20 protein-coding genes, 1 rRNA gene and 1 riboswitch (1 of these 22 running past the window's edge) are annotated in these 24,316 nt (G+C 63.9%); of the genes, 10 read left to right on the forward strand and 11 right to left on the reverse strand.

Going from position 1 to position 24,316, the window contains the following annotated elements; all coding sequences use genetic code 11:
• A 16S ribosomal RNA gene (locus P6U30_RS34245) occupies positions 1-1,338 on the reverse strand (it extends 151 nt beyond the left edge of the window).
• 857 nt (positions 1,339-2,195) lie between these two features.
• Here P6U30_RS34245 and P6U30_RS34250 point away from each other — a divergent pair.
• From P6U30_RS34250 to P6U30_RS34260, 3 genes are all read left to right on the forward strand, one after another.
• Positions 2,196-4,259, forward strand: coding sequence for a M23 family metallopeptidase (locus P6U30_RS34250; RefSeq protein ID WP_407167098.1), 2,064 nt, complete (start codon positions 2,196-2,198; stop codon positions 4,257-4,259).
• 194 nt (positions 4,260-4,453) lie between these two features.
• Positions 4,454-4,816 (forward strand): SPW repeat protein, encoded by a 363-nt coding sequence (locus P6U30_RS34255; protein WP_407167099.1) that lies wholly within the window; start codon positions 4,454-4,456, stop codon positions 4,814-4,816.
• An 87-nt stretch (positions 4,817-4,903) separates the two neighbouring features.
• Positions 4,904-5,164 carry a hypothetical protein gene (locus tag P6U30_RS34260; protein ID WP_407167100.1) on the forward strand — a complete coding sequence of 87 codons (261 nt, stop codon included), beginning with the start codon at positions 4,904-4,906 and terminating at the stop codon, positions 5,162-5,164.
• A gap of 3 nt (positions 5,165-5,167) precedes the next feature.
• Here P6U30_RS34260 and P6U30_RS34265 read toward each other — a convergent pair whose 3' ends face one another.
• The 3 genes from P6U30_RS34265 to P6U30_RS34275 all read right to left on the reverse strand — a co-directional run bounded on the left by P6U30_RS34265 (position 5,168) and on the right by P6U30_RS34275 (position 9,348).
• Positions 5,168-5,578, reverse strand: coding sequence for a hypothetical protein (locus P6U30_RS34265; protein WP_407167101.1), 411 nt, complete (start codon positions 5,576-5,578; stop codon positions 5,168-5,170).
• Positions 5,579-5,830: 252 nt separating this feature from the next.
• Positions 5,831-8,482 carry an ATP-dependent chaperone ClpB gene (clpB, locus tag P6U30_RS34270; RefSeq protein WP_407167102.1) on the reverse strand — a complete coding sequence of 884 codons (2,652 nt, stop codon included), beginning with the start codon at positions 8,480-8,482 and terminating at the stop codon, positions 5,831-5,833.
• 299 nt (positions 8,483-8,781) lie between these two features.
• Positions 8,782-9,348 (reverse strand): helix-turn-helix domain-containing protein, encoded by a 567-nt coding sequence (locus tag P6U30_RS34275; RefSeq protein ID WP_407167103.1) that lies wholly within the window; start codon positions 9,346-9,348, stop codon positions 8,782-8,784.
• Between the two features lie 58 nt (positions 9,349-9,406).
• Here P6U30_RS34275 and P6U30_RS34280 point away from each other — a divergent pair, with 58 nt between their 5' ends.
• A complete protein-coding gene (locus P6U30_RS34280) occupies positions 9,407-9,922 on the forward strand; it encodes a GNAT family N-acetyltransferase (protein ID WP_407167104.1) in 516 nt (171 codons plus the stop codon).
• 56 nt (positions 9,923-9,978) lie between these two features.
• Positions 9,979-10,770 carry an MOSC domain-containing protein gene (locus P6U30_RS34285; RefSeq protein WP_407167105.1) on the forward strand — a complete coding sequence of 264 codons (792 nt, stop codon included), beginning with the start codon at positions 9,979-9,981 and terminating at the stop codon, positions 10,768-10,770.
• A gap of 85 nt (positions 10,771-10,855) precedes the next feature.
• Here P6U30_RS34285 and P6U30_RS34290 read toward each other — a convergent pair whose 3' ends face one another.
• Positions 10,856-11,506 (reverse strand): TIGR02594 family protein, encoded by a 651-nt coding sequence (locus tag P6U30_RS34290; RefSeq protein WP_407167106.1) that lies wholly within the window; start codon positions 11,504-11,506, stop codon positions 10,856-10,858.
• Between the two features lie 230 nt (positions 11,507-11,736).
• On the opposite strand from P6U30_RS34290, the gene P6U30_RS34295 reads away from it, so the two are divergent.
• Complete coding sequence (locus P6U30_RS34295) at positions 11,737-12,609, forward strand: alpha/beta fold hydrolase (protein ID WP_407167107.1); 873 nt, start codon at positions 11,737-11,739, stop codon at positions 12,607-12,609.
• Positions 12,610-12,740: 131 nt separating this feature from the next.
• On the opposite strand, the gene metW is transcribed toward P6U30_RS34295, so the two are convergent.
• Together metW and P6U30_RS34305 are read right to left on the reverse strand one after the other, a co-directional pair.
• On the reverse strand, positions 12,741-13,403 hold the full coding sequence (metW, locus tag P6U30_RS34300; RefSeq protein WP_407148890.1) for a methionine biosynthesis protein MetW: 663 nt from the start codon (positions 13,401-13,403) through the stop codon (positions 12,741-12,743).
• On the reverse strand, positions 13,400-14,608 hold the full coding sequence (locus P6U30_RS34305) for a homoserine O-acetyltransferase (protein WP_407167108.1): 1,209 nt from the start codon (positions 14,606-14,608) through the stop codon (positions 13,400-13,402). The genes metW and P6U30_RS34305 overlap by 4 nt, the downstream gene beginning before the upstream one ends.
• A gap of 84 nt (positions 14,609-14,692) precedes the next feature.
• A riboswitch (SAM riboswitch) is annotated at positions 14,693-14,772 on the reverse strand.
• Positions 14,773-14,936: 164 nt separating this feature from the next.
• On the opposite strand from P6U30_RS34305, the gene P6U30_RS34310 reads away from it, so the two are divergent.
• The 3 genes from P6U30_RS34310 to P6U30_RS34320 all read left to right on the forward strand — a co-directional run bounded on the left by P6U30_RS34310 (position 14,937) and on the right by P6U30_RS34320 (position 17,916).
• The gene (locus tag P6U30_RS34310; RefSeq protein WP_407167109.1) at positions 14,937-15,785 is read left to right on the forward strand and encodes a chorismate mutase; all 849 of its coding nucleotides are present in this window, start codon (positions 14,937-14,939) and stop codon (positions 15,783-15,785) included.
• 87 nt (positions 15,786-15,872) lie between these two features.
• Positions 15,873-16,970: a histidinol-phosphate transaminase gene (hisC, locus tag P6U30_RS34315; RefSeq protein ID WP_407167110.1), complete on the forward strand. Its 1,098-nt coding sequence runs from the start codon at positions 15,873-15,875 to the stop codon at positions 16,968-16,970.
• Between the two features lie 7 nt (positions 16,971-16,977).
• Positions 16,978-17,916: a prephenate/arogenate dehydrogenase family protein gene (locus tag P6U30_RS34320; RefSeq protein ID WP_407167111.1), complete on the forward strand. Its 939-nt coding sequence runs from the start codon at positions 16,978-16,980 to the stop codon at positions 17,914-17,916.
• A 598-nt stretch (positions 17,917-18,514) separates the two neighbouring features.
• On the opposite strand, the gene P6U30_RS34325 is transcribed toward P6U30_RS34320, so the two are convergent.
• From P6U30_RS34325 to P6U30_RS34340, 4 genes are all read right to left on the reverse strand, one after another.
• On the reverse strand, positions 18,515-19,660 hold the full coding sequence (locus tag P6U30_RS34325; RefSeq protein ID WP_407167112.1) for a peptidase M15: 1,146 nt from the start codon (positions 19,658-19,660) through the stop codon (positions 18,515-18,517).
• A 190-nt stretch (positions 19,661-19,850) separates the two neighbouring features.
• Positions 19,851-20,375 carry a hypothetical protein gene (locus P6U30_RS34330; RefSeq protein WP_407167113.1) on the reverse strand — a complete coding sequence of 175 codons (525 nt, stop codon included), beginning with the start codon at positions 20,373-20,375 and terminating at the stop codon, positions 19,851-19,853.
• Positions 20,376-20,387: 12 nt separating this feature from the next.
• A complete protein-coding gene (locus P6U30_RS34335; protein WP_407167114.1) occupies positions 20,388-21,944 on the reverse strand; it encodes a hypothetical protein in 1,557 nt (518 codons plus the stop codon).
• A 367-nt stretch (positions 21,945-22,311) separates the two neighbouring features.
• The gene (locus P6U30_RS34340; protein ID WP_407167115.1) at positions 22,312-23,499 is read right to left on the reverse strand and encodes a DUF2125 domain-containing protein; all 1,188 of its coding nucleotides are present in this window, start codon (positions 23,497-23,499) and stop codon (positions 22,312-22,314) included.
• Positions 23,500-23,609: 110 nt separating this feature from the next.
• On the opposite strand from P6U30_RS34340, the gene P6U30_RS34345 reads away from it, so the two are divergent.
• Positions 23,610-24,212 (forward strand): gamma-glutamylcyclotransferase, encoded by a 603-nt coding sequence (locus P6U30_RS34345; protein ID WP_407148899.1) that lies wholly within the window; start codon positions 23,610-23,612, stop codon positions 24,210-24,212.
• Positions 24,213-24,316 lie beyond the last annotated feature (104 nt).

Here is a 24,316-nt window from a genome sequence, read left to right on the forward strand (position 1 = left end):
AAGGCCCGGGAACGTATTCACCGTGGCGTGCTGATCCACGATTACTAGCGATTCCAACTTCATGGGCTCGAGTTGCAGAGCCCAATCCGAACTGAGACGGCTTTTTGAGATTTGCGAAGGGTCGCCCCTTAGCATCCCATTGTCACCGCCATTGTAGCACGTGTGTAGCCCAGCCCGTAAGGGCCATGAGGACTTGACGTCATCCCCACCTTCCTCGCGGCTTATCACCGGCAGTCTCCTTAGAGTGCTCAACTAAATGGTAGCAACTAAGGACGGGGGTTGCGCTCGTTGCGGGACTTAACCCAACATCTCACGACACGAGCTGACGACAGCCATGCAGCACCTGTCTCCGGTCCAGCCGAACTGAAGAACTCCGTCTCTGGAGTCCGCGACCGGGATGTCAAGGGCTGGTAAGGTTCTGCGCGTTGCGTCGAATTAAACCACATGCTCCACCGCTTGTGCGGGCCCCCGTCAATTCCTTTGAGTTTTAATCTTGCGACCGTACTCCCCAGGCGGAATGCTTAAAGCGTTAGCTGCGCCACTAGTGAGTAAACCCACTAACGGCTGGCATTCATCGTTTACGGCGTGGACTACCAGGGTATCTAATCCTGTTTGCTCCCCACGCTTTCGTGCCTCAGCGTCAGTATCGGGCCAGTGAGCCGCCTTCGCCACTGGTGTTCTTGCGAATATCTACGAATTTCACCTCTACACTCGCAGTTCCACTCACCTCTCCCGAACTCAAGATCCTCAGTATCAAAGGCAGTTCTGGAGTTGAGCTCCAGGATTTCACCCCTGACTTAAAGACCCGCCTACGCACCCTTTACGCCCAGTGATTCCGAGCAACGCTAGCCCCCTTCGTATTACCGCGGCTGCTGGCACGAAGTTAGCCGGGGCTTATTCTTGCGGTACCGTCATTATCTTCCCGCACAAAAGAGCTTTACAACCCTAGGGCCTTCATCACTCACGCGGCATGGCTGGATCAGGCTTGCGCCCATTGTCCAATATTCCCCACTGCTGCCTCCCGTAGGAGTTTGGGCCGTGTCTCAGTCCCAATGTGGCTGATCATCCTCTCAGACCAGCTACTGATCGTCGCCTTGGTGAGCCATTACCTCACCAACTAGCTAATCAGACGCGGGCCGATCTTTCGGCGATAAATCTTTCCCCGTTAGGGCTTATCCGGTATTAGCTGAAGTTTCCCTCAGTTGTTCCGAACCAAAAGGTACGTTCCCACGCGTTACTCACCCGTCTGCCGCTGACGTATTGCTACGCCCGCTCGACTTGCATGTGTTAAGCCTGCCGCCAGCGTTCGCTCTGAGCCAGGATCAAACTCTCAAGTTGGACTTGAAACCTTGAACCGGCTGATCACAACGTTTGACGAGGTCCCACCATTCTTCACCGGCCGAAGCCGGCAAGCTGCCCACGATTCACATCGCTGGCAGCGATGGTGTAACCTTTAAAACGTGTACCGCCGAAGTCTTTCGTCCACTCTCAGACAACGAAAGCCGAAGCTTTCAGATGTTCCGAGAGACGCAAGGACTCCGCCGTCCACGTTTCTCTTTCTTCATCTTCACTTGTCAAACAGCCCGGGATCCGAAGACCCCACACCCTATAGGGTGGTTTCGCTCTCAGCAACCGACGGTGAACCCCAGCCGACCTATACTAAGTCGACCGTTGCGTCACTCATCGAGGTGAGGAGCATCAAGGGCGCGAATGCTTGCCTTGGCCCCGAGGGCCAATGCAGCGCCGCGCTCAGTGGGTGCCTTATAGGCCGGCCCCTTCCGGCTTGTCAACGCCCATTGTCAGAAAATCGTCGCACGACGACAAACTTTTTTCAGGTGCGGAAAAGCCCCTGATTTTTGGGGACCTTACGCCGCACTTGAGCCATAATCCTGCGACGTTCTGACGATAGTTATGCACTGAACCGCTCGAAACCTGTGGGGGCTCGGGCGGCTTTTCGGGGGGAACAGGCGATTTCTCCAAGAACCCGTCGCCTCTCCTCCTTCACGGCCGAGCAACATCGAGAGATCTGCACACCATTGACGTTCGAGATAGCGGCTAGCTAATGGCCATCGTCTCCCGGACTTCGATGCGAGTGGCTCGCTACGTTGCCGCAATCCCTCTCTAGAGGGCTAAGGCGGGACACGGGACGAGCGAAGGGTCGATCGCATGTTGGTGGAATTTGGGGGGACACTGGGTTGAGCCAACGGGCGTCACGCGGCAGCGGTTATGGGCGCGAGACCGGGATGATCGATCTCGGCCACGAACCGCCGCTTTCCGTCGACGGCACCGAGGCCGCGGTGATTGATCGCCGCCGTGTCTCCGTTCAGTGGTTCAGCGGCACGATTCTGACCGGACTATGCGGCGCGGCCCTGATCGGCGGCGCCGTTTTTGCGTCGCTCGATGGCGAGATGACGTTTGCCAAAGTGCCCGAGCGCGTCGAGAGCGCGCTGCGCGGCGCGCTTGGCGCCACCGATCGCGTCGTCAGCCTGCACAAGGGCGATCGTCTGCCGCCGCCGAGCGATTCGTCAGCCTCCCGCACCTTGATGCGCGTCTCGACGGTGACCCGCGTCGGCAATCGCGACGTGATGCGGGTGCGGCCGTTCATCCGCATTTCCGGCAATCTCGCGATGACCACGAGCGATCTGTCGGCGAAGGTCCCGCCATTCAACGCCCAGCGTTTGCTGGCGGACGTCGGCACCAACACCCCGGCCACCGCCGAGGATCCCAACAATCCCGAGGCCGTCGAGCCCGATGCCGAGGTCTCCTTCGTCACCAAGGATCTCAGCAGCGTGCTGCCGAAGGCGAAGCTCGCCGCCATCGTCCCGCTCGACGACGTCCTGATGCGGGTACGCGACGCCGCGAACTGGCGCGGCTCCGGCGGATCGGTCCGTTACACGCTCGCGAATGCCACGGCCGACGCGTCCGGCGCCTCGGACATGAGGATGGCCTACGCGGCCGAGGGCAATGTCTCCGATCCCTATGCGGGCTTCGAGACCCGCGTGGTGCCGGAGAACGTCACCTTGCTGCCGAAGACCAAGGAGCAGGTCACCGGCGGCAATCCGGTCGGCGAGCGCGTCCATGTCGTCAAGAAGGGCGACACCATCGTTTCCATCCTGCGCGATCAGGGCGCGACGCCCGACGAAGCCAGGGCGATCGCCGCGAATCTCGGTCCGCGCGGCCGCGATGGCGGCCTGAAGGAAGGCCAGAAGGTGCGGATCCTGATGGCGCCGGCCGCGCCGGGACCGGGCGTACGGCTACAACCCTATCGCGTGATCGTGGCCAACGATTCGGTCATCGAAGCCGTGGCCGCGCTGTCCGACATGGGCAAATATGTCGCTGTCGACGCGCAGAGCATGAACACAGTCACCGATACGGCGGACAATTCCAGCGACGATGACGAGGATGACGGCAGCGGCGTGCGGCTCTATCAGAGCATTTACGAGACCGCGCTGCGCAACAAGGTGCCGCCGACGGTCATCGAGGACATGGTCCGCATCTACTCCTACGACGTCGACTTCCAGCGCAAGGTGCAGCCCGGCGATTCCTTCGACGTGTTCTATGCCGGCGAGGATGAAGGCACGACGAGCACCGACAAGACCGAGGTGCTCTACGCTGCGCTGACGGTGGGCGGCGAGACCAAGAAATACTACCGCTTCCAGAGCTCCGACGACGGACTGGTCGACTACTATGACGAGAGCGGCAAGAGCGCGAAGAAGTTCCTGGTGCGCAAGCCGGTCAACAACGCGATCATGCGCTCGGGCTTCGGCGCCCGGCGCCATCCGATCCTCGGCTATGTGAAGATGCACACCGGCGTCGACTGGGCGACCGCCTACGGCACGCCGATCTTCGCCTCCGGCAACGGCGTGGTCGAGAAGGCTGAACTCGAGGGCGGCTACGGCAAGTATATCCGGATCAAGCACGCCAATGGCTACGAGACCGCCTATGGCCATCTGTCGGCTTTCGCGAAGGGCATGGAGGCCGGCAAGAAGGTGCGGCAGGGCCAGGTGATCGGCTTCGTCGGCTCGACCGGTCAGTCAACCGGTCCGCACGTCCATTACGAAATCCTGGTCAACGGCCGCTTCGTCGACCCAATGCGCGTGAAACTGCCGCGCGGCCGTTCGCTCGAAGGCCCGATGCTGGCCGCCTTCGAAAAGGAGCGCGACCGGATCGACACCCAGATGAACAGCCGCGGCAACTCGCGCATCGTCTCCGACGCCACCGGCAGCGCTCCAATGACGCGCTCCATCAGCAATCGCTGATCGCATCCCCGAGGGCCTGTACGAGCCGCCTGAGCACGCCACTACGCCGCCATTGGAACCGGGTGGCGCGTCGCAACAGGCGCCTGCGGAGCCCTGATGGCGGCGATTTCAGCCAAATTTAGCGGAACAAGACCGGAACCTGTGCGGGCGCCGCCCAGTTGACTCGTAGGTGAAACCTCCAATGGAGGGTTGTCATGGAGAACTGGACGAACGCAAAACTGTGCGACGTCGCGAACCTGATCCTCGGCGCGATTCTTTTCGTGTCGCCGTGGCTGTTCAAGTTCGACGACGGAGCGGTTTCCACCAACGCCCATATCGTCGGCCTCGTCATGGCGATTCTTGCGATCGCCGCGCTTGCGGCATTTGCGGTGTGGGAGGAGTGGCTGAACCTCATCGTCGGGCTTTGGGCGCTGGTCTCGCCCTGGGTTCTTGGCTTCCAGGGAAGCACCACCCCGATGACCGTGCACGTGGTCATTGGCATCGCCGTCGCGGTCCTCGCCGCGATCGAGCTCTGGGCAATGTCCCAGCATCCGCCACGGCTCACGACGCACAGCTAAGGCATTGAAGAACTCGTGGATCCTTACCCGCCGACCGCGATGGTCTGCGGGTAAGGGCATCTCTGTGCCCAATGAGGATTTGCAATCATGACCCGGCTTACCCGCGACGACGTGTTGAAGGCTGTCGGCCAAGCCGACGACGTGACGATCGCCAGGATCATCGCATCGGGCGCAACCGTCACCGAGCTTGCCGAAGCCCAGGCCTGGCTCGCCAATGACGAGCCGCTGATGAATGCCGGCAAGCCGCTCGCCACCGGCCGCGCCCGAGAACTGGTCGACATCCTTTCCGAGCTCGAACCCAGCGAGGATGACGATCCGGCTCCGCCGAGCGCCGCTCCGCAGGAATGACCGCTACGGCGCAAGGCTCGCACAGACCAGGAATACGATTCCGATCGCGGTCAATCCGAAGGCGACGGCCGCGAGCGGCAACAACATATCAATCGCGGCATGGGTGCTATTGAGCGTGCTGCCCCACACTGCGAAATCGGCAGCGCGCCATTCGCGGAACGGGACCGTCTGCTGATGCGCATCGAGCGGACGGCGATGTTTTTGCCAGATCAGCGACAGCAGCCACGGCAGCAGCACCGCGACGAACAGCAGCACGCTGACCATCGCAAGCGAAAGCTCGATATCGCTCTTGCGATCGAACAGGAGCCACGCCGCGAGCGCAAACCATGCGACGAGGCCGGCGGCCAGGCCATAGACATACGGGTGGAGCCCGTCATAGACGGGCCGGTTGTGGGCGGTCAGTTCCCTGCTCATCAGATACACCTTCCTGTGAGAGGGATCGGCGGCGCGGTTTCGCGATCACGCGAATACCAAGCCCAATTCTATTTTCGGAGGCAGCACCGTGGATATTGCCGCGCCAACCGATCGGGCTGAATGGCAAACGGCGGCCGCTCGCAAGCAGTTTCATTAAACTTCGGCGAGCTATCGGGAACCACGGCGCGACACATGACCGTGCGATCGATGGATGCAGCCTGTCGCCAGGCTGCATCCAGATTGGTGAGGTGATCAGTTCAGCTTGCGCTTCGGGACGGGCGTCTCGAACTGCACGATCTCGGCGGTGTTGGGCACGCGACCGTTGAAGGTCAGCACGTTGCCTTTCTCCGAGATCACCACGCGATCGCCATCCTTGACCTCGCCGGCGAGGATCATCTCGGCGAGCGGATCCTGCACGCTGCGCTGGATCACCCGCTTCAACGGGCGAGCGCCGTAGGCCGGATCCCAGCCCTTCTCGGCGAGCCAGTCCCGCGCCTTGGCGTCGAGCTCGAGCTCGATCTTGCGATCCTCGAGCAGCTTGGTGAGCCGCGCGAACTGGATCTCGACGATCCGGCCCATCTCGCTCTTTTGCAACCGGTGGAACAGGATGATCTCGTCGATGCGGTTCAGGAACTCCGGCCGGAAATGCGAACGCACGACGCCCATCACCTGGTCGCGGACCGCGGACGTGTCCTCGCCCTCCGGCTGGTTCACCAGGAATTCCGAACCGAGGTTCGATGTCATGATAATCAGCGTGTTGCGGAAGTCGACGGTGCGGCCCTGGCCGTCGGTCAGACGGCCGTCATCGAGCACCTGCAGCAGCACGTTGAACACGTCGGGATGCGCTTTCTCGATCTCGTCGAACAGCACGACCTGATAGGGCCTGCGCCGCACGGCTTCGGTCAGAGCTCCGCCCTCGTCGTATCCGACATAGCCGGGAGGCGCGCCGATCAGTCGCGAGACCGAGTGCTTCTCCATGAACTCGGACATATCGAGGCGCACCATTGCGGTCTCATCGTTGAACAGGTCAGCGGCGAGCGCCTTGGTCAGCTCCGTCTTGCCGACGCCCGTAGGGCCCAAGAACATGAACGAGCCGGTCGGCCGGTTCGGATCCTGCAGGCCGGCACGCGCACGGCGCACGGCGGTTGCCACCGCATGAACGGCCTCGGCCTGACCGACAACGCGCTTGGCAAGCGAATCCTCCATTCTCAGGAGCTTGTCCTTTTCGCCCTCGAGCATCTTGTCGACCGGCACGCCGGTCCAGCGCGAGACGACCTGCGCGATGTGGTTGGCGGTCACCGCCTCCTCCATCATCCCGCTGTCGTTCTGCTTGCCGCTCTCCTTGGCCTCGATCTCGGCAAGCTTCTTCTCCAGCTCAGGAATCCGGCCATAGGCCAGTTCGCCCGCCTTCTGGAATTCGCCGCGGCGCTGCGCGTTGGCGAGTTCGACGCGGAGCGCATCGAGCTCGCTCTTCAGTTTCTGTGCATTGGAGAGCTTGTTCTTCTCCGCGCTCCAGCGCGCCGTTAGCGCCGCCGACCTCTCCTCGAGTTCGGCGAGCTCCTTCTCTAGCGTCTGCAGGCGGCTCTTGGAGCCGGCATCGCTCTCCTTCTTCAGCGCCTCCTGCTCGATCTTGAGCCGGATGATGTCGCGGTCGAGCGAATCGAGCTCTTCCGGTTTGGAATCGACCTGCATCTTCAGCCGCGCCGCCGCCTCGTCCATCAGGTCGATGGCCTTGTCGGGCAGGAAGCGGTCGGTGATGTAGCGGTTCGACAGCGTGGTCGCGGCCACCAACGCGGAGTCAGTGATGCGGACGCCGTGATGCTGCTCGTACTTGTCCTTCAGGCCGCGCAGAATCGAGATCGTGTCCTCGACGGTGGGCTCGCTGACGTAGATCGGCTGGAACCGCCGCGCCAGCGCGGCATCCTTCTCGACATGCTTGCGATATTCGTCGAGCGTGGTTGCGCCGATGCAGTGCAGCTCGCCGCGGGCGAGCGCCGGCTTCAACAGGTTGGACGCGTCCATCGCGCCGTCGGCCTTGCCGGCGCCGATCAGCGTGTGCATCTCGTCGATGAACAGGATGATGCCGCCCTCGGCGGACGAGACCTCCTGCAGCACCGCCTTCAGCCGCTCCTCGAACTCGCCGCGATATTTCGCGCCGGCAATCAGCGCGCCCATGTCGAGCGACAGGAGCTTCTTGTCCTTCAGGCTCTCAGGCACATCTCCATTGAGGACGCGCAACGCCAGGCCCTCGACGATCGCGGTCTTGCCGACACCGGGCTCACCGATCAGCACCGGGTTGTTCTTGGTTCGCCGCGACAGCACCTGGATGGTGCGGCGGATCTCCTCGTCGCGGCCGATCACCGGATCGAGCTTGCCGTCGCGCGCAGCCTGGGTCAGGTCGCGAGCATATTTCTTCATCGCGTCATAGGCGTTTTCGGCGGTCGCCGAATCTGCCGTGCGGCCCTTGCGCAGCGCTTCAATCGCCGCGTTCAGGCTCTGCGGCGAGACGCCGCCCTTGCTCAGGATGGTTGCGACCTCGCTGTTCTTCTCGAGCGCGAGCCCGAGCAGCAGCCGCTCGACGGTGACGAAGCTGTCGCCGGCCTTGTCGGCAGCCTTCTCGGCCGCATCGAAGGCGCGCGCCAGCTCCGGAGACAGGTAGACCTGCCCGGCACCGCTTCCCGACACTTTCGGCAGCTTGTTCAGCGCCTCTTCGGTCGCTTTCAGGATCGCTCTGGAATTGCCGCCGGCGCGGTCGATCAGACCGCCGGCGAGCCCCTCGCTATCGTCCAGCAGCACTTTCAGCAGATGCAACGGCGAGAACTGCTGGTGGCCATCGCGCATTGCGAGCGACTGGGCAGACTGGATGAATCCGCGCGCACGCTCGGTGTACTTCTCAATGTTCATTCGTTTTCCCTCGGCCTGCCGTCACCACCCGGGGCGCGATCAGCAAAAGTGGGCACCGGTTTTGCGTCCGATCGCGCCCAAACCTTTAGGTTTGCGCGTGGTCTTGTCGCGAAACCGCACACACTTTCGCGGACCACGCGCGAAGGCATGACAACGGCATCTTCATTGGGTTTCCGCGGGCCGCGTTGACTTCCTCAACCAGCCTCTGGTCGTCGCCATCATTTCTTAGGCTTGCCGCAGATGTGGGCACTTGGTTCCAAAACGGAAGAGCCACAGCCTGTGATTTCGCCCGGTCGAGCTCAGCGCCGCACGATGGCGACGAGGTAGCGGCAGGACTGAGCACTCTCATTACGGAAGACGATGTCCGACGGCGGGCCAAGCTCGATACGGTCGCCCGCAGCGAGCTCGTGACGGACCGCTCCCTCCATCAGGATGAGGCGGCCGTCGATGACCCAGACCACCTGACGGATCAGATGATAGGCGCTGGCGGGGAAACCGACCTCCTGCGCGGCCGGAAGCTCGATCTCGACCAGCTCCAGTGGATTGGCAGGATGCAGGAACACCTGTCGCCGCAGATAGGCCGCCTTCGGATCGCGCCAGATCGGCTGATCGTTGGCGCGCTGCAGGCGGGAGCCTGCTGGCACTGTCGTCTCGAACAGCGCGGCCATGGTCAGGCCATAGGCCGTCGCAATCCGCGACAGCGTCGCCGCCGTCGGGCTCGCCTCGGCCCGCTCGATCTTGCTGAGCATGGCCTTGGACACGCCAGCCCGGCCGGCAAGCTCCGCAAGCGACCAGCCACGACCCTCCCGCTCGGCGCGCACGCGCCGTCCCAGGGTTTCGTCGGCCTTGTCCTCTATAATTGACATGTCGTCTTATATAGTAGACGATCAGGTTCATTCAAGAGGTCCGATCGAGGAACCCGCAATGACCATCCGCCCCGCCACCGAGCACGACATCCCTGCGATCACCGCGATCTACAACGAGGCGGTCGCCAACTCGAACGCGGTCTGGACGGAGCAGCAGGTCAGCGAGGCCGAACGGCTGGGGTGGATGAAGGCAAGACAGGCGCTCGGATATCCGGTGCTGGTCGCCGCCGAGGGACCAACTGTCCTCGGCTATGGCACATTCGGCGACTTCCGGGCTTGGCCGGGCTACCGCTACAGCGTCGAGCACAGCGTCTATATCCATGCCGACCACCGCGGCCGTGGACTCGGGCGCTTGATCGTCGAAGAGCTGGCGGTCGCCGCAACCGCGCTTGGCAAGCACGTCCTGATCGCCGGGATCGACGGTGGCAATCAGGCCTCGCTCCGGCTGCATGCCGACATGGGCTTCGTCGAGGTGGCGCGGATGCCGGAGATCGGCCGCAAGTTCGGCCGCTGGCTCGATCTCGTGTTCATGCAGCGCGTGCTGGACGCACCCGGAGCTGCGCGCGGCGACTAGCCGTTTTCCTGTTCCCGGAGGTTCTCGTCGCGCCTCAAACAGGTTAGATGGGGCAGATGGACAACACGCATACCTCCGCCGCCAGGATCGCCGGCATCTACCGCTATCCCGTCAAGGGCCTCACGCCCGAACCCCTGCCCCATGCGGAGCTCAGGACAGGCCAGACGCTGCGGTCCGACCGACGCTACGCGATCGAGAACGGCCCGAGTGGCTTCGATCCAGCGGCGCCGAACTGGCTGCCCAAGCCGCACTTCCTGATGCTGCAGCGGGACGAGTGGCTGGCGCCGCTGCGGGCCCATTTCGACGATGACAGCCACGTGCTCACGCTGCGGCGAGATGGCGCCGTGGTGGCCCAAGGCGATCTCGAGACGGCAGAAGGCCGTGTGGCGATCGAGCGCTATTTCGCCGCTCAACACGCCGGTGAGATCAAGGGACCGCCCAAGGTGCTGACGAGCCCCGGCCACAGCTTCTCCGACGTCGCACGCAAGGTGGTCTCGATCATCAATCTCGCGAGCCTGCGCGCGATCGAGACCATGGTGCAGGCGCCGGTCCATCCGTTGCGCTTTCGCGCCAACCTGTATGTCGATGGCTGGCCTGCCTGGCATGAGGCCGGCCTGCTCGACCAGACCATCGCGATCGGCAGCGCGCGGGCCAAGGTGGTGAAGCGCATCACCCGCTGCGCCGCGGTCAATGTCGATCCCGACACCGGCGTGCGCGACCTCTCTATTCCGAACATGCTGATGCAGCGCTTCGGCAACAACGAATGCGGTGTCTACGCCGAGATCATCGGCGACGGCAGTGCGGCCATCGGCGACACCATTGCCGCCGAACAGCCGACGCTGGTTTAGGTGCTTCTCGTAATCGCGCAGGATGGGTAGAGCGCAGCGAAACCCATCACCCCTTTTGTCGTTGCTCTACCCACCCCACTCCAACTCAGTTCGTCGGCATCACGTAGGCATAGATCCGGCCGCGTGACACCGGCGCTTCGCGGACGCGGTTGCCGTTGTTGCCCGAGATCATGATCGGATTGCCCTTGGCATCGATGCCGGTGATGATGCCGACATGACCGCCGCCGCGGCGGCTCATCACAGCGATGGCGCCGACCTGTGGTCCGGAAACGCGCTGGCCGTAATGGGCGAACGAGCTCGCCATGTCGGAGCCGGTGCCACGATAGCCCGACCCCTTCAGCACCATGTTCATGAAGCGCGCGCACCACAGGCTCGAGCGGCTGGTCGGATTGCCGCCGAGATAGCGACGTGCCTCGGCCACGAGACCGGACGAACCGAAGCTGCTTGTTTCGGTCGCGGCGACCGTGTCCGGCGTCACGCTGGCGTTGGCATCGGCGAGATCACGGCTCTGCATCCGCGCGACGCCGCGCTCCCAGCGCGAAAGGCGCGATGCATGCCGATAGTGATGATGGGCGGCGTGGTGGCGCGCGTGATGGCCGGCATGGGCCGAATGCGGGTGACGTGAATGGTGTGGACGGGCGGAAGCAGGAGCGGCGGAAACGAAGGCGAGAGCAAGCGAACCCAGAGCCAGCGCGACGAGACGAAGCGACCGGCAATACGCAAACAACTGAATCATACTTTCACGAGATCCTCTGTGATACCCCCATCCCCACGGTGTTCCCTGGGGAACACGGTGTGGTTTGAAAATCGAGATGTGGCGAAAGGAAGGCTGCATGCGGCACTGCGGAAACGATCTCTGGGTCATTCCGCGCAGATCTAACGACGCGCAGAATTCCAGAATTGCCGCGCATTGCAGCTTGGGAAATTAATTGCAAATCTAGCGCCGCCTACGGGAAGGAAATTCAGATGCCAGCGGCCGTCACGAAAGATAATGTCCGCCTCCATTTCGAAGAGGCGGGTAGCGGGAGCCCGATCATTTTCCTGCATGAGTTCGCCGCGGACCACACCAATTGGGAGCCGCAGATGCGGTATTTCTCCCGCGGCCACCGCTGCATCGCCTATTCCGCGCGCGGCTACACGCCGTCGGACGTGCCGCCGAACGCCGACGTCTATACGTACCGGCATTTCTATACCGACGCGCTTGCGGTGCTCGACCACCTCGGCATCGCCAAAGCGCATTTCGTCGGCCTTTCGATGGGCTCTTATTCGTCATTGCAGGTTGCTCTCAACGCGCCGGAGCGCGCACTCTCGATGACACTGGCCGCTGTCGGCTCCGGCTCCAGCCTGGAGAATCTCGACGCTTTCCGCGCGCAGTGCCGCGCCAATGCCGAGCAGTATGAGGCGATCGGCTCGGTCGAGGTCGCGAAGGTCACGCGCGAGGCGCCAAGCCGGATTCCGTTTCTGCTGAAGGACCCGCGCGGGCATGCCGATTTCTACGCGGCGCTGGCCCGACATGACGCCAAAGGATCCGCCAACACGATGCGCAGCTTCCAAGGCGGCCGCCCCTCGATCTACACCATGACCGAGGCGATCCGGCGCGTGCCGACGCCGGCACTGATCCTGTGCGGCGACGAGGACGACAATTGCATCGAACCCAGCATGTTCCTCAAGAAGCATCTGCCGGCGGCAGGCCTCGCTTTCTTCCCGAAGTCGGGCCACGTGCTCAATCTCGAGGAGCCCGCGCTGTTCAACGAGATGGTGGAACGCTTCATCGCGCTGGTCGAGGCCGGCCGCTGGCCGGTGCGCGATCCGCGCTCGCTGGTGGCAGTATCGGTTTGACAGATCGTCAGTGCGAGCCACCCGGTCGGCGCGGAGCGCCGCCGGATGACAGGCTCCGCGAAGCATTCCATTCGCCCGCACATGCGGAGAGATGGATTGCTTCGCCACTTCGCTCCTCGCAATGACGGCAGCTATTTCACACCGCCCCGGCTCAGCAGGAACACGCCCTGTTCGCCGAACATGTTCCAGACCCACCAGGGCAGATTGAGCGGCACCGGACGGCCGTAAAGATCGAGCGCCACCGCGCGCTCCATCTTGACGTTGATCTCGTCGCAGAGCTGCACGAAGTCCTTGATGGTGCAGAAATGGATGTTGGCGGTGTCGTACCAGGTCGCCGGCAGGTTCTCGGTGCGCGGCATGTGGCCGCCGATCAGGAGCTGCAACCGCATCTTCCAGAATCCGAAATTCGGGAACGAGACGATCGCGCGATGACCGATGCGCAGCAGATTCTCCAGCACCACTTTCGGCTGCCGCGTCGCCTGCAGGGTCTGCGACAGGATCACGTAGTCGAAGGCGTCGTCGGGATAGTTGGCGAGGTCGGTGTCGGCATCGCCTTGCACCACCGCGAGCCCCTTGGCGACGCAGCGGTTGACGCCCTCGCGCGACAGCTCGATGCCGCGGCCGTCGATGCCGCGGCTCTCCAGCAGCTCCAAGAGGTCGCCGTCGCCGCAGCCAACATCGAGCACGCGCGAACCCGAAGCCACCATGTCGGCAACCAGCAGATGGTCCGTGCGGAAGCTTCCGGTGCGCTCGTGCTCGACGCCCGGCAGCGGCAGGGTTTGCTGGATGCTCATGACTGGCCCTCGCCATCCTTAAGCCCGCGCGCCTTGCCCGCGGCCTGCAGAAAGGCGCGCGCGATGTCGAAGAATTCCGGCACGTCGAGCAGGAACGCGTCGTGGCCCTTGTCGGTCTCGATTTCGGCAAACGACACCCGCGCATTGGACGCATTCAGCGCATGCACCAGTGTGCGCGATTCCGAGGTGGGAAATAGCCAGTCGCTGGTGAACGACACCACGCAGAAGCGCGTCTTGATGCCGGTGAACGCATTCGCCAGCACGCCGTTGTGGTCGGCGGCGATGTCGAAATAATCCATCGCACGCGTCAGATAGAGATAGCTGTTGGCGTCGAAGCGCTCGACGAACGACGAACCCTGGTAGCGCAGATAGCTCTCGACCTGAAAATCGGCGTCGAACGAGAAGGTCGGCAGCTCGCGATCTTGCATCCGGCGTCCGAACTTGCGGTGCAGGGCGGCGTCCGACAGATAGGTGATGTGCGCAGCCATCCGCGCCACCGCCAGCCCGCGATGCGGCAGGGTGTGGTTCTCGGCGTAGCGGCCCTGATGCCAGTTCGGATCGGCCATCACGGCTTGCCGGCCCAACTCGTGGAAGGCGATGTTCTGTGCCGAATGACGCGTCGCGCAGGCGCTCGGCAGTGCGGAGAAGACCCGCTCTGGATAGGCCACTGTCCATTGCAGCACCTGCATGCCCCCCATCGAGCCGCCGACGACACAGAACAGCATGTCGATGCCGAGCCGATCGATCAGCATCGCCTGCGCGCGCACCATGTCGGGGATCGTCACGACCGGAAAATCCAGCCCCCACGGCTTGCCGGTGGCCGGGTTGGTCGAGGCCGGACCGGTCGAGCCCATGCAGCCGCCGATGACGTTGGCGCAGATGATGAAGTAGCGGTCGATGTCGAGTGGCAGGCCGCGGCCGACCATGTTCTCCCACCAGCCGGGCTTGCCGGTCATCGGGTGGACATTGGCGACATGCTGATCGAGCGTCAGCGCGTGGCAGATGAGGATAGCGTTGGAGCGGTCGGCGTTGAGCTCGCCATAGGTCTGGTAGGCGATCTGGAACGGTGCGAGGTCGACACCGCAATCGAGCTTCAGCGGCTGATCCATGCCGAACTTCGCCACCAACGACGACGGATGATCGGCCTCATGGGCGCGATCACCACTGTTGATCGAAGGGCTCGGTATCGGACGCACGTTGCTCATTTAGGCGACCCCGCCTCCGCGCGGGAGGCCTCGAACAGAAATCAGGCCATAAAAAACCCGGCCTGAACAAAGGTTCGGCCGGGAGCTGATCTGTCCCCGGCCTGTTTAGCGAGTTGTTTAACGTGGCTGCAAGCCGGCCGGCTCAAATGACCACGGAAGTCGAGGGAAACTAGTCTTTGAACCCCGCGTCGTCAAGATTGGCCTCGCCCGCCCCATGGTTAACCCCGATCGCGCAAGGCACGCCTGCGACGTTTCTCTTTGCTTTCGGCGGCGGTCTTTCCTAATCAGGGACGTCGTCATCGGGCCGCCCGGATCACAAGGTTTTCAGATGTCCAACCCACCCCCGTCGCCGCCTTCGCTGCAGGACCTGCGCAAGGAGATCGACGCCATCGACGAGCAGGTCCACCGCCTGCTGATGGCGCGCGGCGACATCATCGACCGCCTGATCCAGGTCAAGAAAACCCAGGAGGTCGGCTCGGCCTTCCGCCCGGCACGCGAGGCTAGCATGATGCGCGAGCTGGTGAAGCGCCATCACGGCATCCTGCCGCTCGACACCATCGAGAGCATCTGGCGCGTCATCATCTCGACCTTCACTTACGTACAGGCGCCGTTCTCGGTGCATGCCGATGTCTCGGTCGGCGAGTCCGCGATGCGGGATTCGGCGCGATTCCATTTCGGCTTTGTGGTGCCCTATGTCGCACATTTCAACGCGCAAGCCGCGGTCGATGCGGTGGCGAAATCCAAGGGCGACCTCGCGCTGGTCTCGGCGATCGCAAGCCGCACGCCGTGGTGGAACGCGCTCGAAGCGGATGGGGCGCCGAAGATCATCGCGCGGCTGCCGTTCCTCGAGCGCGCCGACCATCCTGCCGCGCTGCCGGTGTTCCTGGTCTCGCGGGTCGCCGACGATGCCATGGTGACGGAAGTCCAGATGTGGAGCGTGCGCGTCTCCGGCTGGAACGCAGACGTCGCGCGCGCGCTGGCGCCGCTCGCTGAAATCGTCGCGGTGCCCGACACCGCCTTCGACGGCGCGGCGCTGCTCATCTCGGTCGCAGGGACCGGCTTCGAGGCGATCAAGCTCGCCTTGATCGAGGCCGGCGCCTCGGTCCGCTCGTCGGCCCTCGTCGGCAGCCACGCAACGCGCTATACGGTGCCTCCTGGCAGGCCGGCCAGAAGCTAGACCGACCGCCTCTATACTTGTTTTGACACGTTTCCTTGCGCGAACTGGTATCCAGTTCGCTGGAAAACGCTCTGTCCGGAGTTGATGATGTCCCGCCCCGTGCCGAACCCCGGCATCCTCGATATTGCGCCCTACGCGCCGGGCAAGAGCCCGGTGCCGGAACCGGGGCGCAAGGTGTTCAAGCTGTCGGCCAACGAGACGCCGTTCGGCCCGTCGCCGAAGGCGATCGCGGCCTACAAGCAGGCCGCCGACCATCTCGAGGATTATCCGGAGGGCTCCTCACGCGTGCTGCGCGAAGCGATCGGCCGCACCTACGGCCTCGATCCCGACCGCATCATCTGCGGCGCCGGCTCCGACGAGATCCTCAATCTGCTGGCGCATACCTATCTCGCACCGGGCGACGAGGCGATCTCGACCACGCACGGCTTCCTGGTCTATCCGATCGCGACCATGGCGAACGGCGCGAAGAACGTCATCGCCGCTGAAAGCAATTTCACCGCCGATGTCGACGCCATCCTGAAGGCGGTGACGCCAAAGACCAAGCTGGTCTGGCTCGCCAACCCGAACAATCCGACCGGCACCTATCTGCCGTTCGACGAGGTCAAGCGCCTGCGTGCCGCCTTGCCGTCGCAGGTGCTGCTGGTGCTCGACGCCGCCTATGCGGATTACGTCTCGCGCAATGATTACGAGTTCGGCATCGAGCTCGTCGCCACCACCGACAACACGGTGGTCACCCACACCTTCTCGAAGATCCATGGACTCGCCGCGCTGCGCGTGGGTTGGATGTTCGGACCGGCGCATATCGTCGATGCCTGCAACCGCATCCGCGGTCCGTTCAACGTCTCGACCCCGGCGATGCTGGCGGCCGCGGCAGCGATCGAGGACTCCGCGCATGTGCAGATGTCGAAGGTGCACACCGAAAGGTGGCGCAACTGGCTGACCGAGGAGATCGGCAAGCTCGGGCTCAAGGTGACGCCGAGCGTCGCGAACTTCGTGCTGATCCATTTCCCGACCGACAAGGGCAAGACCGCGGCGGACGCCGACGCTTATCTCACACGGCGCGGCCTCGTGCTGCGCGCGCTGAACAATTACAAGCTGCCACATGCGCTGCGCATGACCATCGGTACCGAGGAAGCCAACCGCCTCGTGGTCGAGGGCCTGCGCGACTTCATGGCCGGAAAGTGAGCCCAACGTGACCTCTGCCCCGCTCTTCAAACGCCTGGCGCTGATCGGCTTCGGCCTGATCGGCGGTTCGATCGCGCGCGCTGCCCGCGCGCAAGGCCTGGTCGGCGAGATCGTCACCACCGCACGTTCGGAGAAGACGCGCGCGCGCGTCGCCGAGCTCGGCATCGTCGACAAGGTCGTCGCGACCAATGTCGAGGCGGTGAAGGATGCTGATCTCGTCATCCTCTGCATTCCGGTCGGCGCCTGCGGTCCGGTCGCGGCCGAGATCGCGGCACACCTCAAGCCGGGCGCCATCATCTCCGACGTCGGCTCGGTGAAGGGCGCGGTCGTCAAGGACATGGCGCCGCACCTGCCTGATGCCGTGCACTTCGTGCCGGCGCATCCGGTCGCCGGCACCGAGCATTCGGGGCCGGATTCCGGTTTCGCCGAGCTCTTCATCAACCGCTGGTGCATCCTGACGCCGCCCGATGGCACCGATCCCGTCGCGACGGACCGGCTCCGCGCCTTCTGGGCCGCGCTCGGCGCCAAAGTCGAGATCATGACGCCGGATCATCATGATCTCGTGCTCGCGATCACCAGCCATTTGCCGCATCTGATCGCCTACACCATCGTCGGCACCGCCGACGAGCTGGCGCAGGTCACGGAATCCGAGGTGATCAAGTTCTCGGCCGGCGGCTTCCGCGACTTTACCCGCATCGCAGCGTCGGATCCGACGATGTGGCGCGACGTGTTCCTCGCCAACAAGGAGGCCGTGCTGGAGATGCTCGGCACCTTCAACGAGGACCTGTCGAAGCTCACCCGCGCGATCCGCCGCGGCGATGGCGAGGCGTTGTTCGACCACTTCACCCGCACCCGCGCGATCCGCCGCGGCATCGTCGAGATCGGCCAGGATTCCGCCGCCGCCGACTTCGGCCGGCCGCATGCGAATCTGGGGAAGGCGAACTGACGCGATCGTTGCCGCCGGGATGGAGCGAAGCGAAATCCGGGCGCACTGTCATCACCCGAGAAAGTCCGGGATGACCTCAGTGCCAAGTTCTCCGCTGTCGTTCCTGCGAAAGCAGGGACCCATAACCACAGGATTGTGTTGTTGAAGCGCACTGTGGCTCCAACCTCGCAAGACAATGCGCGGTCGTGGTTATGGGTCCCGGCTCAAGGCCGGGACGACAGCGAGTATGTGACGCAGCTTGTGTGTCATACATTCGCGTTCTCGCGACATGTTTGTCCGAGCTTTGCATTTCGCCCTCATCAGGTAGAGGGCGCAGGGAAAGCCGGATGCCGATCGCACCCATGGGCCTCGAGCAATGGTAGAAAGTTCGGGGGTAGGACCACAGGTGGCCCCTGACGCTCAATCACTGAGTTGCCCGACGTGGCAAGACCCGTGCGCTCTCCGCATTGATTACAACGACCAGCGAACGCGAGTTGCGACGACAACACCTCATCAATCATCTCGCCCGGGGCCACCCCTCTCCCGCAAGGGGAGAGGGAGCCCGAGCAGCGTGCTCACCTCTCCGGTTGCTTCGCGTCTTGCGTCAGCGCAATCCCGGTCAGATCGTTCTCACCTTCGACGACTTTGCGGTTCTTGGACGTTTCGCCTTGGCGTGACTGTCCCGTACAACGGACCGGTTGCGTGTCTTCACGTCCAGTGCCGCCTGTTGCGTTTTGGCGCCGTGGTTGTGCGCGGCATATTCCTTGCCGTCGATCGGGGCGGTGTGCGGCGGGTCGCGATCGAGATAGGGGCGCCCGACGCCGAACTCCCGTCCATGCGCGTCGATCCATTTCCAGAGCTTGTCGGATGCCCGCCATCGCTCGTCGCGTGTCGCGCCATCGACGCTGACAATATCGGCCGCAAGTCCGTGGCCGTAGCCGCCACGGAAGCTGCCGCCGTGATAAGATCTGTCGCTCGCCGCCTTGAGGCCGCTCGCAATCGATTGCCGGTAGTCATCGCGGAATGCGCTGGTGATGCCCGGCGACAGGCCGGCCTGTTCCGCCGCGAGCAGCGCATGAAAGAGCTTCAGCTTGAAGCTCCGATCCATGCCCCCGATGACGTAATCCGCCATGGGCAAGGTGGCTCGCTGGGCTGCCTTCGCGTCCTTCCAGGTGAAATCCTCATCGACAAGCTTGATGAAGGTTCGAGTGACTTTCACCATTTTCTTCTTTTTCTTGACCATCACCGTCCGTTGTTCGGGCACCTTGATGGTGTCTTCCTTCGGCGTCCTCTGATAGAGCGCCCACAAATAGCGGTCGATGCAGACGTTCACGTCCCAGCACTCATCGAGAACCTCGATGGAGCCCACCGTCACCTTGGCCTCGCGAGGCTCTGGATCCGGCGTGTTCACGACCGGTGCCTGAGCCGGTTGGATTTCCGGCGACAGCGGCGGATCGGTCAATCGGACCTCTTCGCCGGTGTCCGGCTCCTGAGAGGTCGGCTCCGGGTTGACGGTCGCCACCGCTTCCGAGCCGCCGGCGGTCACCACATTGGCGATCTCGGCTGCGGTGTTCGACCCGGCAGTTGCTGGTGATGGGGCGGGTGCGGCATCGGCGACGACGGGAGGGGCACGGACCTCATCCATTGACGCGCCGATATTCTCGAGTCCCGCCGAACCGAACATCGCAAACCCGGCGACAATGCAACCGGGCAGAACGACTGTCCGGCACACCGCCGCCGCCCCGATTCCCCGTGCGTTCATCATCCCAGCCTCCAAAGGCTCCTCGGAGCCTGATTGCACAGCCAAGCATGTGACGAGGCTTGATTGTCGGCTCAGGGAATGGTCGCGCAATGGCGAAAGAAGGTTAACGATCCATCTTTCCGGGGGATGTTGCCCGAATGCAACTCGGCTCTGCAGACGCTCGCCGCTGCGAAGCCCGCCTCTAGCGGCGACGCTAGCGCCGCACTGTCTTCGCGGCGCTGCAGGCCGATCCACGCGCGCCCGCCATCGCGGCGACCGTCCGCGCCAAGCGCTGGCGGCCGAGCAGCCCGGCGGTCGCGAGCATCGCCAGGCCGCCGATCCACCAGGAGCCGATCACGAAGGCCCAGGTCCGCGACGGCGCCTCGTCGAAGATGATGCCATAGACCGACACCAGCGCGGCCATCGCAGCAAGGAACGTGCCGCTCGCACTGAGGAGCTCGACCGCATCGAGCTTGCGCGCACGGATCGCCGCCGACCGCCGCGGCACATCGATCCCGAGATAGAATCCTGCGGCACCGATCAGAATCGTCATGGCAATGAAGGAGACCGTGTCGAACATCGCGACATGGCCTTTCGCGAGATGGGCGGCAACGAAGGTCCCGCCCATGGCGCCAGCCATCGCCAAGCCGGCTCGCTGCAGCACATGCGCGGCCCGGCTGACCATCATCAGCTCGCGCGCGAAGGCAGCTCTTCCCCCGGGTTTGCTTGCGATCCTCATCTGCAGTCTCCCTTAGAACGGGTAGTAGCGGAGCTGGGTCATGACGATGTGGTCGTCCGTCTTCGGCGCGCCGCCGACGCCAGCGAACGCGAAGCGCTGGGTGTAGGAATATTGCGCGCCGGCCTTGATGGTGCCGTAGCTGCCCTTGAAGATCGTGTCGTAGAAGCCCGCGGTGTACTGCCTGACTTCGGAGGTATTGCCGTTGCAGGTCGCCGCCGGCGAGTTCTCGATGTTGCAGCCGAGATTGTTGTAGAGCGGATTGCCGTAGCCGAACGGCACGGTGCCAACATTGGAGAACGTCGCCTTGGTCTTCTCCAGGCCGGCATAGGCATAGAGATCAAGCGACGGCGTCGTGTGCCAGACGGTGCCGACCAGGAATGCCGTGATCGGCAACGGCTGGATCGAGCCGTCCTGCCGCACGGTCACGTCCGGGAATGGGGTCGCCGTGAAGCGGCCAAGCGCGCCGTAGGAGGCCGAGGCCTGCACCTCCAGCGTCCTCGGCACGATCTCGGCCGAAAGATGCCCGCCGAAGCTGACGGTGTTGACGTCATGATTGGCGAAATTGAAGCGATCGTAGAAATCGCGATACAACGCCCAGCCCTCGAGATGCAGCTTGTAGGGCCCGAGCTGCGGATCCCATGCCGCCTTCACGGTGACATCGGGAACGTGGTTGAGGCTGACATTGTTCAGGCTGTTGAAGAAGCTGCCGCCCGGACCGGTCAGGTTCACCAGCAGGTTCGGGTTGAGCACGCCTTGCGGCCCGACCGCGGGCGTGCCGACCAGCGGCGTGTTGCCGCCGAAGAACGAGGTCTGCGGATTTTCCGCCGAGATTGCCAGCTTGAGCTCGGGCCCGAAATCCTGCCAGACGCGGATGCCCGGCTGCCGCGCGCCGAGGAAGCCCGGCACCAGTTCGAAATCGATCACGCCGGGCGTATCGGCCGCGCGCGGATCGATGCCCGCCTTGCTCGGCGTGTTCAGCGACCAGCTCTGGCCGGCGAGCACATGCAGGCCGAGATCGGTGCGATCGATCTCAATGCTCGCCTGCCGCAGCCGCGGATTGAACGAGTTGGTGGCGACCGAATTGGCGGTCTGCGCTGCGCCCTCGAAGTCGATCTCGCCATAGCCGGCGACACGGACGTCCGCCGTCGCATTGGCTTCGGCGAGCACGGAGAAACGGGTCTGGCGCGCGGTGAAGCGCGCTTCGTCGGTGTTGAAGTTCTTGCTCTGCGGGAACGGAATGAAGTTGTAGATCGAGCCGCTGTCAGAGGCGAGATTGCGGCTGCGATAGATGCCGGTGAGATCGATCCAGCCGCCGAAGGTGAAGGTGACGCCCTTGTAGCAGAGCTTGCCTGGCACACAGGGATCGAACGGCGATGGCGCCTTGGTCGCGACCTGCGTGTCCGCCCGCGCAGCCAGCGCCTCCTGCCGACGCGCCTGCTGCTCCATGCGCTGCTCGAGCTGCTTCAGCCGCGCCTTCAATGCACGCAGCTCGGAGGCGTCGTCGTCGGCCCATGCCGGACCGGCCACCACCAAAATGCCGCCGAGCAGAATCCCCCAGAGTCCTTTCATGTGCTCCCTCCCACGCGAGGATGTTTCCTCAGGGTGGAGAGAGCGGCGCTCGACTGCGGATATTCGCGACGAGACGCGATATTCCGATCACGTTTTTCTCATCGCGATGGCGGGAATGTTTCGCCGGGGTCGGCGATATCGCGCGCGAAGCCTGTTTGTCGCTCTCGCGCTGACGCGGAGAGCCGTGAGCTGGGGCAAGACGGTGTCGGAGGTCACTTCCCCCTGGGAGATGTGAACCGAAAAGGTTCATCCCGCTCTATCTAAAGCGGGATCAGTTTTGGTTTGAATCGGCTTGGCGCGGCCTCGATTCACCTCCCCCAAGCGAGAGGTGAACTTTCGACGCCGTTCCAGCTAACCTCGTCAGGCTTTAGAACAGCGGCGGAATCTGCGCCACTTTCAGCGGTCCCAAAAACACCGCGCCGTCGGCGAAGCGCAGCGGGAAGCTGCGCGCCTTCTTGCCCTCGAGCATGGCTTCGGTGCCGAGCGAATTGATGCCGGCGGTGATGCCGGCATTGGCGTTCTGCTTGATCACCTTGCCGAGACCGGGAATGGCGCGATCGAGCGCGCCGAGCAGATTGCTGAGATCCTGGCTCTTCACACCCGGCGCGACGCGATCGAGCGTTGACTGCGGCACGCCGTCGTCCAGCATCTTGTCGATGCCGAGCGCGGGGATGATGCGCTCGAGGCCGGCGACGGTCATCTGTAGCTCACCCTCGATGCGCCCCTGCGCGTTGAGGCGCAGCGTGCCTGCGGCGACCGAGAGAACGTCGCCCTGCTCGATCCGCGACTGCATGATCTCGACGCTGCCGCCGGCGGCCTGAAGCTCGCGGAAACGATCCGGCCACGGCTTCGGCGAAAGGTCCTTCAGCCCGTTCAGCCGCGCATGGATATCGGCGTTGAACGGCTGGGTCAGCAAGGGATGGACGTCCTGCAGGGTCCCGTTCGAGATCTGCAACACGGTTTCGACCGCCGGGCTGTCCGGGGTCGGCCCCTCGACCTGCCGGCCGTGCAGTTCGACATGACCCACGCGCGCCAGCGGCACCGCCGTCGCGCCGCCGATGCGATCGACGGCGAGATCGTCGAACACCAGCGAGGCGCGCTGCGGCACCGCCGGCAGCCCGACCACACTGCTGCGCCCCTTGCTCCAGTCGATCGACAGCGACGGCGACGCGCCGTGTTCACCGAGCGTTGCCGGCCCCTTGAATTCCGCGATCACGAGCCTGGGATCGTAGATCTGCGCCACGACCAGGATCTCGGCGAGCCGTGCGACGAACGAGGTTTGCGGCGAGGCGGTCTGCGAGACCAGCATCACGCTCGGATCAGCACAGCGGATTTCCAGCCGAAACGGGTAACCGGCCACCGACCGTTTGCCGCAGTCATAGACCCGGCCGGCCTTCGCCTCCTGCGCGCGCCAGGCATCGGCCTGCACCCCGACCTGCGAGGCGGCATAGAACCAGAACCCGCTCCACGCCACCGCGGCGACGAGGACCAGGGCGGGCACGATGTAAAGGCCAAAACGCGAGCGCCGGCGCGGCACGGAGGTCTTGTCGGACATATCGGGTCCTTTGGCGGGCGAATTTGTCAAAATCTAAGCGGCGGCAAGCTCTGGAAATACCACGGAATTTGCTTCGCCTCGGCGATTCGTTCTGCTAGCCCATCGGCGCCATGGCAGCAAATCATCCCTCATCATCCGGCCCGGCTGACGGCGACCTCTGGGTGTTCGGCTACGGCTCGCTGATGTGGAAGCCGGGCTTTGCCTTCATCGAGCAGCTTCCAGCCCGGCTGATCGGCGAGCACCGCGCGCTCTGCGTCTATTCCTTCGATCACCGCGGAACGCCGGAAAAGCCCGGCCTGGTGCTGGGCCTCGACCGCGGCGGCGCCTGCCGCGGCATCGCGTTCCGCGTCGCTGCCCACCTGCGCCACGACACCATCGCTTACTTGCGCGCGCGCGAGCAGACCACCAATGTCTATCGCGAGGTGATGCGCTCGGTGTGGCTCGAGAACGAGGCACGGCAACGGGTCAGCGCGCTGGCCTATGTGGTCGACCGCGGCCACGTGCAATACGCCGGACGGCTGTCGCTCACGGAGCAATTGCGCCTTGTGCAGCAGGGCCACGGCCGCTCCGGCAACAATCGCGATTACGTGCTCTCGACCGTGGCCTCGATCGAGAAGCAGGGCTTTCGCGACGCGCAGCTCCACCAGCTTGCGGTGATGCTGCACGACGCGCATCCGGCCCATCACCCGCTGCTGGATACGAGAGAAGCGTAGGACGGGTGAGCGCAAGCGTAACCCACCATCTTCCTCGCAAGGGACGTCGGTGGGTTTCGCTTCGCTCGACCCACCCTCCAAACTGGTCGTGGTGCCCATATCGC

This window comes from Bradyrhizobium sp. ORS 111 (assembly GCF_045571485.1).
Classification (GTDB): domain Bacteria; phylum Pseudomonadota; class Alphaproteobacteria; order Rhizobiales; family Xanthobacteraceae; genus Bradyrhizobium.

Excerpts from the sequence above, each read along its gene's own strand:
- P6U30_RS34280 (WP_407167104.1), top strand. The coding sequence starts at position 9,407 with ATGACCATCCGCCCCGCCACCGAGCACGACATCCCTGCGATCACCGCG.
- P6U30_RS34335 (WP_407167114.1), bottom strand. The coding sequence starts at position 21,944 with ATGAAAGGACTCTGGGGGATTCTGCTCGGCGGCATTTTGGTGGTGGCC.
- P6U30_RS34325 (WP_407167112.1), bottom strand. The coding sequence starts at position 19,660 with ATGATGAACGCACGGGGAATCGGGGCGGCGGCGGTGTGCCGGACAGTC.
- P6U30_RS34265 (WP_407167101.1), bottom strand. The coding sequence starts at position 5,578 with ATGAGCAGGGAACTGACCGCCCACAACCGGCCCGTCTATGACGGGCTC.
- clpB (WP_407167102.1), bottom strand. The coding sequence starts at position 8,482 with ATGAACATTGAGAAGTACACCGAGCGTGCGCGCGGATTCATCCAGTCT.
- P6U30_RS34290 (WP_407167106.1), bottom strand. The coding sequence starts at position 11,506 with ATGATTCAGTTGTTTGCGTATTGCCGGTCGCTTCGTCTCGTCGCGCTG.
- P6U30_RS34260 (WP_407167100.1), top strand. The coding sequence starts at position 4,904 with ATGACCCGGCTTACCCGCGACGACGTGTTGAAGGCTGTCGGCCAAGCC.
- P6U30_RS34275 (WP_407167103.1), bottom strand. The coding sequence starts at position 9,348 with ATGTCAATTATAGAGGACAAGGCCGACGAAACCCTGGGACGGCGCGTG.
- P6U30_RS34330 (WP_407167113.1), bottom strand. The coding sequence starts at position 20,375 with ATGAGGATCGCAAGCAAACCCGGGGGAAGAGCTGCCTTCGCGCGCGAG.
- P6U30_RS34295 (WP_407167107.1), top strand. The coding sequence starts at position 11,737 with ATGCCAGCGGCCGTCACGAAAGATAATGTCCGCCTCCATTTCGAAGAG.
- P6U30_RS34285 (WP_407167105.1), top strand. The coding sequence starts at position 9,979 with ATGGACAACACGCATACCTCCGCCGCCAGGATCGCCGGCATCTACCGC.
- P6U30_RS34305 (WP_407167108.1), bottom strand. The coding sequence starts at position 14,608 with ATGAGCAACGTGCGTCCGATACCGAGCCCTTCGATCAACAGTGGTGAT.
- metW (WP_407148890.1), bottom strand. The coding sequence starts at position 13,403 with ATGAGCATCCAGCAAACCCTGCCGCTGCCGGGCGTCGAGCACGAGCGC.
- hisC (WP_407167110.1), top strand. The coding sequence starts at position 15,873 with ATGTCCCGCCCCGTGCCGAACCCCGGCATCCTCGATATTGCGCCCTAC.
- P6U30_RS34345 (WP_407148899.1), top strand. The coding sequence starts at position 23,610 with ATGGCAGCAAATCATCCCTCATCATCCGGCCCGGCTGACGGCGACCTC.
- P6U30_RS34255 (WP_407167099.1), top strand. The coding sequence starts at position 4,454 with ATGGAGAACTGGACGAACGCAAAACTGTGCGACGTCGCGAACCTGATC.
- P6U30_RS34340 (WP_407167115.1), bottom strand. The coding sequence starts at position 23,499 with ATGTCCGACAAGACCTCCGTGCCGCGCCGGCGCTCGCGTTTTGGCCTT.
- P6U30_RS34310 (WP_407167109.1), top strand. The coding sequence starts at position 14,937 with ATGTCCAACCCACCCCCGTCGCCGCCTTCGCTGCAGGACCTGCGCAAG.